Raw genomic sequence first — 9,987 nt, forward strand, 5'->3', positions numbered from 1 at the left:
GCCCCGGACCGGCGCCACGCCCCGGCGCGCGCAGCGTCGCCACCGCCCGGGCGCACACCGCGCGGACCCGGTCGCCCGGCAGCCCGAGCAGCGCCGCCGTCTGCTCCTCGCCGACCTCCTCGTACATCCGCAGGACGAGAACGAGCCGTTCGATGGGGGTCAGCCGGTCCAGCAGACCGCCGCGCGGCCGCTGGTGGCGACGGGACTCCCGGGCGAACCGGAGGGCCAGCTCCCGGCGGGCCAGGTCGTAGGGGTCGCCACCGCGCAGCCGGTCCCAGTCGGCGTACGTACGGGCGAGAGCCGCGTGCAGCAGCCGCTCGGCCCGCCCATACGCGCCCGGCGGCTGCGACGGTTCGCCGGTGAGCAGCGTCGCCGTGTGCAGCAGGCGTCCGCCCGCGCCCGCCACGAAGGCCTCGAACTCCAGGGCGCGGAGCCGGTCCCGGTGGGTCGCCCGCTCTGCCATGGACCACATACGAGCCCCGGCGCACCGCCCCGGTCAAGAGCCCGGACGCGGCGCTCTCCTCGTCAGTCGGACTGCGGAGGCTGGTGTGCCGCCTGGCGGGCGGCGAGGGAGGAGTTGAAACGGGTGAGCAGGGCGCAGAACGTGTCCCGTTCCTCCTGCGACCAGCCGTCCGTCACCTGGGACATCAGCTCGCGCCGCGACGCCCGGACCTCGTTCAGGCGGGCCTGACCGCGCGGCGAGAGCTGGAGCACCACGGCCCGGCCGTCCTCCGGGTGCGACGTGCGCTTGACCAGACCGGTGTCGACGAGCGGCGCGACCTGCCGCGTCACCGTCGAGGAGTCGATGCCCATCCCGGCCGCCAGCGCCTTGACGCCCATCGGACCTTCCCGGTCCAGCCGGTTCAGCAGCAGGTACGCCGCCCGGTCCATCGAGTTGCGGACCTGGCCGACACCGCCGAGGCGAGTCTGCTCGGCACGGCGGGCGAAGACCGCCACCTGGTGCTGGAGGGAGTCCAGCAGGCTGTCGGGGCCCGGGTGTTCGGGGACGGCGCCCCCGGAAGGAGACGCAGCAGTCGTCATGTCCTGAGGGGGCATGGCCGGGGGCTCTCTTCGTGCGGTGTCGGATGGGTGGGGGACAGAGTACGCGGCCCCGGGGCAACGCGTACCACGCCGCACAAACCTGCGGACCCCGCCGCAGGCCGCCCCGGGACAAGTCTGCCGCGCACGGTCGCAGCTGCGAGACTTGCGGACATGAGCTTCCGCGCGACCGCCCACCACCCGGCCCTGATCCTCGACGACGTCCGGGGCGCGCAGAAGATGCTGTCCGGGGTGGCGCGGGTGACCGCCCTGGAGGGCAGCCGCCACCTGACCGAGCTGGTCGGCGCCCCGGTCCACCTCAAGTGCGAGAACCTCCAGCGCACCGGCTCCTTCAAACTGCGCGGCGCCTACGTCCGGATCTCCGGCCTCTCCCCGGTGGAGCGGGCGGCCGGGGTGGTCGCCGCCAGCGCCGGGAACCACGCCCAGGGCGTCGCCCTCGCCTCGTCCCTCCTCGGCGTGCGCTCCACGGTCTTCATGCCCGTCGGGGCGCCCCTGCCCAAGGTCGCCGCGACCCGGGAGTACGGGGCCGAGGTGCGGCTGCACGGCCAGGTCGTCGACGAGACCCTCGCCGCGGCCCAGCGGTACGCGGAGGAGACCGGCGCGGTCTTCATCCACCCCTTCGACCACCCCGACATCATCGCGGGCCAGGGCACCGTCGGGCTGGAGATCCTGGAGCAGTGCCCCGAGGTCCGCACGATCGTCCTCGGCATCGGCGGCGGCGGTTTCGCCGCGGGCGTCGCCGTCGCGGTGAAGGCACTGCGCCCCGACGTCCGGATCATCGGAGTCCAGGCCGCGGGTGCCGCCTGCTACCCGCCATCCCTGGCCGCCGGGCACCCCGTCTCGCTCGACTCCCCGGTCACGATGGCCGACGGCATCAAGGTGGGCCGGCCCGGCGACGTACCGTTCGCCCTGATCGAGGAGCTGGTCGACGAGGTCCGCACCGTCACCGAGGACGAGCTGTCCAGTGCGCTGCTGCTCTGCCTGGAGCGGGCCAAGCTGGTCGTCGAGCCGGCCGGGGCCAGCCCGGTGGCCGCGCTGCTCAGCGACCCGAAGGCGTTCCGGGGGCCGGTGGTGGCCGTGCTGTCCGGCGGCAACGTCGACCCGCTGCTGATGCAGCGCATCCTGCGGCACGGGATGTCCGCCGCGGGCCGCTACCTGAGCCTGCGGCTGCGCCTCACCGACCGCCCGGGGGCGCTGGCCGCCCTGCTGGCCGCGCTGACCGTGGCCGACGCCAACGTCCTCGACATCAGCCATGTGCGCACCGACCCGCGCCTCGGCCTGACCGAGGCGGAGGTCGACCTGCACCTGGAGACGAAGGGGCCGCAGCACTGCGCGGAGGTCGAGGCGGCGCTGCGGGCCGAGGGCTTCCGTGTGATGGGCTGAGCGGACGAGGAACCCGCCGGGAAGGGCCCATCTCGCGCCGCGCGGCCGGGATGCGCCCGTTCACCGGGCGGCGACGGGCCGCCGATCCTAGGATCGGACCGGCAGGCCGCCACCGGCGACATCATCCGCGAGTGACGGGGGAACCTCTCCATGCCAGGTGCGATCCATGCCGAAGGACTGGTGAAGACCTTCGGCGACGTACGAGCCCTCGACGGCGTCGACCTCGACGTCCCCGAGGGCACGGTCCTCGGACTGCTCGGACCCAACGGCGCCGGCAAGACCACCGCCGTACGCGTGCTGACCACGCTGCTGCGCCCGGACAGCGGCACGGCCTTCGTGGCCGGGATCGACGTACTGAAGAAGCCCAACGAGGTACGCCGTTCGATCGGGCTCTCCGGGCAGTTCGCCGCGGTCGACGAGTATCTGACCGGGCGGGAGAACCTCCGCATGGTCGGGCAGCTCTACCACCTGAGCGCCCGGGACGCGAAGGCCCGGGCGGGCGTCCTGCTGGACCGGTTCAACCTCGGCGACGCCGCCGACCGCACCGCGAAGACGTACTCCGGCGGTATGCGCAGGCGCCTCGACCTCGCGGCGGCGCTCGTCGTGTCGCCGCCCGTGATGTTCATGGACGAGCCGACGACCGGCCTCGACCCGCGCAACCGGCAGCAGCTCTGGGACGTGATCGAGGACCTGGTGGCCGGCGGCACGACCCTGCTGCTGACCACGCAGTATCTGGAGGAGGCCGACCGCCTCGCCCACGACATCTGCGTCATCGACCACGGCAAGGTCATCGCCCGCGGCACCTCCGACCAGCTCAAGGCCCGTACCGGCGGCGAGCGCGTCGAGGTCGTCGTGCACCGCCCGGACGAGATCGAGCGCGCCCGGTCCGTGCTGACCGCCCTCGGCAAGGGCGAGGTCACCGTCGCCCAGCTCTCCCGCAAGCTGACCGCCCCGGTCACCGGCGGGGCCAGACTGCTGGCCGAGATCATCCGCGACCTGGACGCCCAGGGCGTGGAGATCGACGACATCGCCCTGCGCAGGCCCACCCTGGACGACGTCTTCCTCTCCCTCACCGGCCATGCGGCCGAGGCGCACGAGAACGGGGACGAAGAGCCCGACGGAGCGGAAGCGGAACGTTCCCGCGGCTCCCGGAGCAAGGAGGACACCCAGTGAGCGCGATCGCCAAGGACGCCCCCTCGTTGCTTCCCCGTCCCGCCGGGGGCATCACGCAGTCCGTGAAGGACTCCCTCGTCGTCGCCAAGCGGAATCTGATCCGGATGACCCGGATCCCCGAGATGGTGATCTTCGGGCTGATCCAGCCGATCATGTTCGTGGTCCTCTTCACCTACGTCTTCGGCGGCTCCATCAGCATCGGCGGCTCCACCGACCCGCAGCTGTACAAGGAGTTCCTGATGGCGGGCATCTTCGCCCAGACCGTCACCTTCGCCACCGCCGGAGCCGGCGCCGGCATCGCCGACGACATGCACAAGGGGCTCATCGACCGCTTCCGGTCGCTGCCCATGGCCCGGGGCGCGGTCCTCACCGGACGGACGCTCGCCGACCTCGTACAGACCACGCTCACCCTCGTCGTGCTCGCGGGGGTCGCCCTGATCGTCGGCTGGCGCACCCACGAGAACATCGGCAAGGTGATCTGCGGCTTCCTGCTGCTGCTCCTGCTCGGCTACGCGTTCTCCTGGATCGGAGCCCTGATCGGCCTGTCCGTGCGCACCCCGGAGGCGGCCACCTCCGGCGGCCTGATCTGGCTGTTCCCGCTGACGTTCATCTCGAACGCCTTCGTGCCGGTCACCGGCATGCCGACGTTCCTCCAGCACGTCGCCGAGTGGAATCCGTTCAGCGCCACGGTGGCGGGGGCCCGTGAGCTCTTCGGGAACACGATGCCGGGCGTGCCGAAGTCCGTCACCGGGGCCTGGCCGATGGAGCACCCGATCCTCGCCTCGGTCATCTGGTCGGTGCTGATCATCGTCGCCTTCCGCACTCTCGCGGTCCGCAAGTACCGCTCGGCGGCCGTCTGACGTCCGCCCGGGGCGTCGCGATGAGTTCCGGCGTCGCCGCGAGTCTCTACCGGTGGGGCGCCGCGGCGTCGTACGACGTCCCCGGCGTCCACCGTGACCGACTTCGGTATCCCCGGCACGCGACACCACGGAGGGCACCATGACCACCGCACCGGACGATCCGGCCGCCGAGCTGCCCGGCGCCCCGCCCGTCGTCGACCTGGCCACCTGGCAGGCCGCCCGGGACGAGCTCCTGGTCCGCGAGAAGGCCCACACCCGCCAGGGCGACGCGCTCGCCGCGGCCCGCCGCCGACTGCCGATGGTGGAGGTCGACGGGACGGTTGAGGTCGTCGGAGCCGAGGGCCCGGTCCCGTTCCTGGATCTCTTCGAGGGCCGCCGGGAGCTCGTCGTCTACCAGCACATGTGGTACGACGGCGCACCGCACCAGGGCCAGTGCGAGGGCTGCACCGACGCGGTCTGGCACATGAAGGACGCCGTCTACCTCAACGCCCGGGGCGTCTCGTACGCCGTCCTGACCACGGGGTCCTGGGAGGAGGTGGCCGCCTACACCGCGTTCATGGGCTACACCCAGCCCTGGTACTCGGTGCGGGGCCTGGACGCGCCGATCGGCGGGGAGATGGGGCACCTCGCCTGCTTCCTGCGCGACGGCGGGCGCGTGTTCCTCACCTACTCCACGACGGGCCGTGGCATCGAGCCGGCCAACGGCTCCTTCGGGCTGCTCGACCTGACGCCGTACGGCCGCGGCGAGGCGTGGGAGGACCGGCCCGAGGGCCGCCCGGCGATCGGCCGGGTCCGCGAGGGATACCCGGGCGAGGGTGGCCAGGCCTGCTGGTACTGGCGCACCGACGCGGACGGGACCGCGAGCTGGGGCCCGGCCAGCCGCCCCACCCCGCAGTGGACCCGCCCCGGCGTGACGCCCGAGAAGACCCTCGGCCGCACCGGCGACTGCTCCTGACCCGGCGACTGCCCGCACCCGGCCCGCGGTAACGGCCCGGGCGCGGGCGACGACACACGGGAGCCCGGGCCGCCCGACGCACGGGAGCCCCGGCTGTCCGACGTACACGACGCACGGGAGCCCCGGCCGCCCATGGCCGGGGCTCCCGCGTCGTTCCGTCGTGACCGGCCGGATCAGCCGGCGTAGGGCTTCGCCGCCAGGATCTTCACCGAGGCCGTCTTGCCGTTCGGCAGCTCGTAGTCCGCGTCGTCGCCCGTCCGCTTGCCGTTCACACCGAGGCCGAGCGGGGACTGCGGGGAGTACGTCTCGATCTCCGTGCTGGCGTATTCACGGGAGGCGAGCAGGAAGGTCAGCGTGTCGCTCTCGTCGCCGTCGAAAGCGATCGTGACGACCATGCCGGGCTCGACCACGCCGTCGTCGGCCGGCGCCTCGCCGACCTTCGCGTGCTCCAGGAGCTGGGTCAGCTGGCGCACCCGCAGCTCCATCTTGCCCTGCTCCTCCTTGGCCGCGTGGTACCCGCCGTTCTCCCGGAGGTCACCCTCCTCACGGGCCGCCGCGATCTTGACGGCGATCTCCGTGCGCGCGGGACCAGACAGGTACTCCAGCTCGGCCTTGAGCTGGTTGTACGCCTCCTGCGTGAGCCAGGTGACGTTTTCGCTGGTCTGGGTCACAGGTGCTCCTCGTCGGTGCTGGGAATACAAAGCATCGCCCTACCCAGAAGCATGTGCGTCCACGGGTGGGCGAAACCACGAGCCTAACAATTCCCCAGGAAAAGGGGGAGAAGGTAAACCGTCACACCCCTCGACCGGCCGATGTGACCCGTATCGTCGCAGGTCACAGGGGGTTCGGTCGAGATCAGCCCGTCGGGCCGTCGTCGGCGGTGCAGCCCATCGGCTCGACCGCGGTCGCCCTGGACCGGGTCACCACGGTCACGACCTCGTCGATCCGGTCCTCGGCCCGGTCGAAGCGGACCTCCTTGCGGCCCACCTCGGAGCCGTCCTCGCTGAGCGCCCGCACCAGGCAGTAGCCGTGGCCCTCGCGGTCCTTGCGGACCTCCAGGTGGACATCGGCCCGGGTGTCGGAGACGACCTTGAACTTGATCATCTCGGCGCTGATGCCCTGGCCGCCCACGTAGTCGAAGCCGATCCACCCGATCACGCCGAGCAGGGCGACGCCGAGGACCGATCCGACGATCTTCAGCTTGCGGTCGGCACGCTGATCCTCGGTCCGGCCGTACCGCCCCTCGGGCAGGGCCTCACGAACCGTCGTCATGATCGTTCCCTCCGGACCTGGCATCGAGGAATTTTCCGGCGCCTCGTTCAGTCACTATAGAAGCCGCCCGCCCGGCACCCGACCGCGCCCCACACCGATGCCGCGCGGGCGCGGCGCCTCTTTGACAGAGACCCGGATCGGCTCCGACAGAGACCCGGATCGACCGGACCGACCATGACCGACCGGACCGACCATGACCGACCGGACCGACCATGACCGACCAGAGCGACCAATGACTGAGGATCGAGCTTTGACTGAGCAGCTGCGACTGATGGCCGTTCACGCCCACCCCGACGACGAGTCGAGCAAGGGCGCGGCCACCATGGCCAAGTACGTGTCCGAGGGGGTGGACGTGCTGGTCGTGACCTGCACGGGGGGCGAGCGCGGCTCCATCCTCAACCCGAAGCTCCAGGGTGACGCGTACATCGAGAAGAACATCCACGAGGTGCGCAAGAAGGAGATGGACGAGGCCCGCGAGATCCTGGGCGTCCAGCAGGAATGGCTCGGCTTCGTCGACTCGGGGCTGCCCGAGGGCGACCCGCTGCCGCCGCTGCCCGAGGGCTGCTTCGCCCTGGAGGACCCCGAGGTCGCCGCGGGGCGCCTGGTGGCGAAGATCCGCGCGTTCCGGCCGCAGGTCATCACCACGTACGACGAGAACGGTGGCTACCCGCACCCCGACCACATCATGACGCACACCGTCTCGATGATCGCGTTCGACGGCGCGGCCGACGCGGAGCGGTTCCCGGAGGACGAGTTCGGCCCGGTCTGGACGCCGCGGAAGCTCTACTACAACCAGGGCTTCAACCGGCCGCGCACCGTCGCCCTGCACGAGGCGCTCCTCTCCCGGGGCCTGGAGTCCCCGTACGGTGAGTGGCTGGAGCGCTGGGAGGAGTTCGAGCGCGTGGAACGCACCCTGACCACGCACGTTCCCTGCGACGAGTTCTTCGAGATCCGCGACAAGGCGCTCATCGCACACGCCACCCAGATCGACCCCGAGGGTGGCTGGTTCCGGGTTCCGATGGACATCCAGCGCGAGGTCTGGCCGACCGAGGAGTACGAGCTGGCGAAGTCTCTGGTCGATACCTCCCTCCCCGAGAGCGACCTCTTCGCGGGCATCCGCGACAATGCCTGATATGTACGCGACCCAGGCACTGACGCACCTCGTCCCGCTCGCCGCCGAAGAGCTCGACAAGAACAAGGTCACCCCCGGCGTCCTCGGCTTCCTCGTCTTCGCGGCGCTCGCCGTCGGCGTGTGGGCCCTGATGAAGTCGATGAACCGCCACATGGGCAAGGTCGACTTCGAGGAGGCCCCCGACCCGGACGCGGCGGCCGCCGAGCCCGTCGCCGACGGGGCGGCCGCCCCCCGGAAGTAACCCGCGCCCGGGGCCGCGCGTACGAGAAGGGCGTCCGGCCCGGTGCCGGACGCCCGTCGTCCCGTACGTGTACGTGTACGTGTACGGAAGGACGGTCTCCGCCGCTCGCCGGTCACGGCTGTGTCGTCACGGCCGTGTCGTCACGGCCGGGCCGGCTCCGCCGTGACGCCCATGATCTGGCCGGCGGCGCGGGTCGGCGTGAGCCCGAGCCGCCACGCCTGCCAGCCGTCCTCCAGGTCCACACCCCGCTCCAGCGCCACCGCGAACGCCGCCGCCGACTGCTCCAGCTTCCCGTCCCGCGCCGGGTGCCGGCCCTCGATCAGCTCGGCCAGCTCCTGCTGCGCCACCACCGTGCCCACCTCGATGCCCCCGGGCGAGGCGTACGGCAGCAGCGTGCAGCGCAGGAACCGGGCCCAGTCGCCGCCCCGCGCGTCCCCGTACGAGGCGAACAGCTCCGCCGCCCGGCCGCACAGCTCCAGCGCCTGCGGCGCACGCCCGTTGCCCGCGTCGATCAGCGCCAGCTCCACGCACGCCCACGCCTCGCCGTACGGCACCTTGATCCGCCGGAAGTCGGCCCGCGCGTCCATCAGCAGCTGCCGGGCGAACCCCGAATTGCGCAGGTTGCCCGTCTGCGCGGCCCGCTGGTCCCGGGTCACCCGGCCCGAATGGTGCCGGGCGCACGCCAGCCCGTACACGTCCCGCATCCGCGAGAACATCGTGCGGGACCGCTCCAGCTCACGCACGGCCTGATCGGTGTCCCCGTCCTCCTCCAGCGCCTGCCCCAGGTAGTACAGGGTCCACGCCTCGCCCCGCGCGTCCTCGTTGTGCCGGTGCCGGTCCAGCGCCTCGCGCAACTGCTCCAGGGCGGCCGCCGGATCGCCGTCCAGCAGCCGGGCCCGGGCCAGCTGGGTGAGCGCCCACGCCTCGCCGCGTTCGTCGCGGGTCCGCCCGTACAGCTCCAGGGCGGTGCTCAGCGCCTCCTCGGCCGGAGCCACCTCGCCCGTCCGCAGCCGCACCTGCCCCAGCTGGAACTGCGTCCAGGCCTCACCGTGCAGCGACTCGCCCTCCCGGTGCAGCCGCAACGCGTCGGCCAGCAGCGACAGCGCCCGCGCCAGATCGCCCCGGTCGCGCTCCACGGCCGCCAGGGCGTGCAAGGTCCAGGCCCGGTCCTCGGCCTGCGCGTCGGACGACTGGAGCGCCAGCGCCTCGCCGAGCCGGGCCGCCGCCTCCGTCAGATTGCCCTGGTGGTGCAGGGTGATCCCGAGCGAGCAGAGGGCCAGCGCCTCGCCCGCGTCGTTCTGCGCCTCGTGGTACAGCCCGACCACGGAGGACAGGGTGGCGCGGGCCTTGTCCAGTTCGCCGAGCTGCCGGGCCGCGATACCCGTACGCCACTGCACCGACCGCTCCAGCAGACCCTGGTCCACGGCCTGCGTCAGCTCGCTGATCTCGCCCAGGCGGTACAGGTCGCCGCGCAGCAGGCAGTAGTCGCACAGCGCCCCCAGCAGGTGCAGCACCGTGGCCTGGTCGACGCCCTCCGCGTGCCGCAGCGCCGCCGTGATGAAGCTTGACTCGTCGTCCAGCCAGCGCAGCGCCGAGTCCAGCGAACCGAAGCCGTGCGAGCCGAACTGCCCGGCGCGGGTCGACATCTTCCCGTCGACCATCCGGATCACCGCGTCCGCCAGCTCCGCGTAGTTCGTCAGCAGCCGCTCCTGCGCCGCCGCCCGCTCGGCCGGCTCCTCCTCGTCCAGCAGCCGGGCCAGCGCGAAGGCCCGCACCAGGTCGTGCAACCGGTAGCGCGATCCCCGTACGCGGGTGAGCAGCCCGGCCCGTGCCAGCACGGTGAGCAGGCGCTCGGCGTCCTGCTCGTCCGCCGCGAGCAGCGCCGCCGCCGCTGCCGCCCCCAGGCTCGCCC

Annotated in this window: 11 protein-coding genes; 6 read left to right on the forward strand and 5 right to left on the reverse strand. The window is 72.4% G+C overall.

Annotation, left to right across the window (positions count from 1 at the left end; all coding sequences use genetic code 11):
- On the reverse strand, positions 1-463 hold a 463-nt coding region (locus tag CR470_RS31640), incomplete at its 3' end, for a sigma factor-like helix-turn-helix DNA-binding protein (protein WP_107489518.1).
- 62 nt (positions 464-525) lie between these two features.
- Positions 526-1,056, reverse strand: coding sequence for a MarR family winged helix-turn-helix transcriptional regulator (locus CR470_RS31645; RefSeq protein WP_097870909.1), 531 nt, complete (start codon positions 1,054-1,056; stop codon positions 526-528).
- A 156-nt stretch (positions 1,057-1,212) separates the two neighbouring features.
- On the opposite strand from CR470_RS31645, the gene ilvA reads away from it, so the two are divergent.
- The 4 genes from ilvA to CR470_RS31665 all read left to right on the forward strand — a co-directional run bounded on the left by ilvA (position 1,213) and on the right by CR470_RS31665 (position 5,430).
- Complete coding sequence (gene ilvA, locus CR470_RS31650; protein WP_097870910.1) at positions 1,213-2,442, forward strand: threonine ammonia-lyase; 1,230 nt, start codon at positions 1,213-1,215, stop codon at positions 2,440-2,442.
- Between the two features lie 150 nt (positions 2,443-2,592).
- Positions 2,593-3,615 (forward strand): ATP-binding cassette domain-containing protein, encoded by a 1,023-nt coding sequence (locus CR470_RS31655; protein ID WP_097870911.1) that lies wholly within the window; start codon positions 2,593-2,595, stop codon positions 3,613-3,615.
- The gene (locus CR470_RS31660) at positions 3,612-4,475 is read left to right on the forward strand and encodes an ABC transporter permease (RefSeq protein ID WP_097870912.1); all 864 of its coding nucleotides are present in this window, start codon (positions 3,612-3,614) and stop codon (positions 4,473-4,475) included. The genes CR470_RS31655 and CR470_RS31660 overlap by 4 nt, the downstream gene beginning before the upstream one ends.
- Before the next feature lie 139 nt (positions 4,476-4,614).
- Positions 4,615-5,430, forward strand: coding sequence for a DUF899 domain-containing protein (locus tag CR470_RS31665; RefSeq protein WP_097870913.1), 816 nt, complete (start codon positions 4,615-4,617; stop codon positions 5,428-5,430).
- Positions 5,431-5,603: 173 nt separating this feature from the next.
- On the opposite strand, the gene greA is transcribed toward CR470_RS31665, so the two are convergent.
- Together greA and CR470_RS31675 are read right to left on the reverse strand one after the other, a co-directional pair.
- Positions 5,604-6,101 (reverse strand): transcription elongation factor GreA, encoded by a 498-nt coding sequence (gene greA / locus CR470_RS31670; protein ID WP_097870914.1) that lies wholly within the window; start codon positions 6,099-6,101, stop codon positions 5,604-5,606.
- 184 nt (positions 6,102-6,285) lie between these two features.
- Positions 6,286-6,702, reverse strand: coding sequence for a DUF4307 domain-containing protein (locus tag CR470_RS31675; protein WP_097870915.1), 417 nt, complete (start codon positions 6,700-6,702; stop codon positions 6,286-6,288).
- A 250-nt stretch (positions 6,703-6,952) separates the two neighbouring features.
- Here CR470_RS31675 and mca point away from each other — a divergent pair, with 250 nt between their 5' ends.
- Entirely contained in the window at positions 6,953-7,834 is an 882-nt protein-coding gene (gene mca / locus CR470_RS31680) for a mycothiol conjugate amidase Mca (protein ID WP_097870916.1), read from the forward strand.
- Between the two features lies 1 nt (position 7,835).
- The gene (locus tag CR470_RS31685) at positions 7,836-8,075 is read left to right on the forward strand and encodes a hypothetical protein (protein ID WP_097870917.1); all 240 of its coding nucleotides are present in this window, start codon (positions 7,836-7,838) and stop codon (positions 8,073-8,075) included.
- A gap of 140 nt (positions 8,076-8,215) precedes the next feature.
- Here CR470_RS31685 and CR470_RS31690 read toward each other — a convergent pair.
- A partial coding sequence (locus CR470_RS31690) for a tetratricopeptide repeat protein (RefSeq protein WP_143663915.1) occupies positions 8,216-9,987 on the reverse strand: 1,772 nt, incomplete at its 5' end.

The sequence above is a fragment of the Streptomyces sp. rh34 genome (assembly GCF_002551245.1).
GTDB lineage: Bacteria > Actinomycetota > Actinomycetes > Streptomycetales > Streptomycetaceae > Streptomyces.

Bases quoted from the DNA above. Each gene is read 5' to 3' on its own strand.
- CR470_RS31645 (WP_097870909.1), bottom strand. From the start codon at position 1,056: ATGCCCCCTCAGGACATGACGACTGCTGCGTCTCCTTCCGGGGGCGCC.
- ilvA (WP_097870910.1), top strand. From the start codon at position 1,213: ATGAGCTTCCGCGCGACCGCCCACCACCCGGCCCTGATCCTCGACGAC.
- CR470_RS31655 (WP_097870911.1), top strand. From the start codon at position 2,593: ATGCCAGGTGCGATCCATGCCGAAGGACTGGTGAAGACCTTCGGCGAC.
- CR470_RS31665 (WP_097870913.1), top strand. From the start codon at position 4,615: ATGACCACCGCACCGGACGATCCGGCCGCCGAGCTGCCCGGCGCCCCG.
- CR470_RS31675 (WP_097870915.1), bottom strand. From the start codon at position 6,702: ATGACGACGGTTCGTGAGGCCCTGCCCGAGGGGCGGTACGGCCGGACC.
- CR470_RS31685 (WP_097870917.1), top strand. From the start codon at position 7,836: ATGTACGCGACCCAGGCACTGACGCACCTCGTCCCGCTCGCCGCCGAA.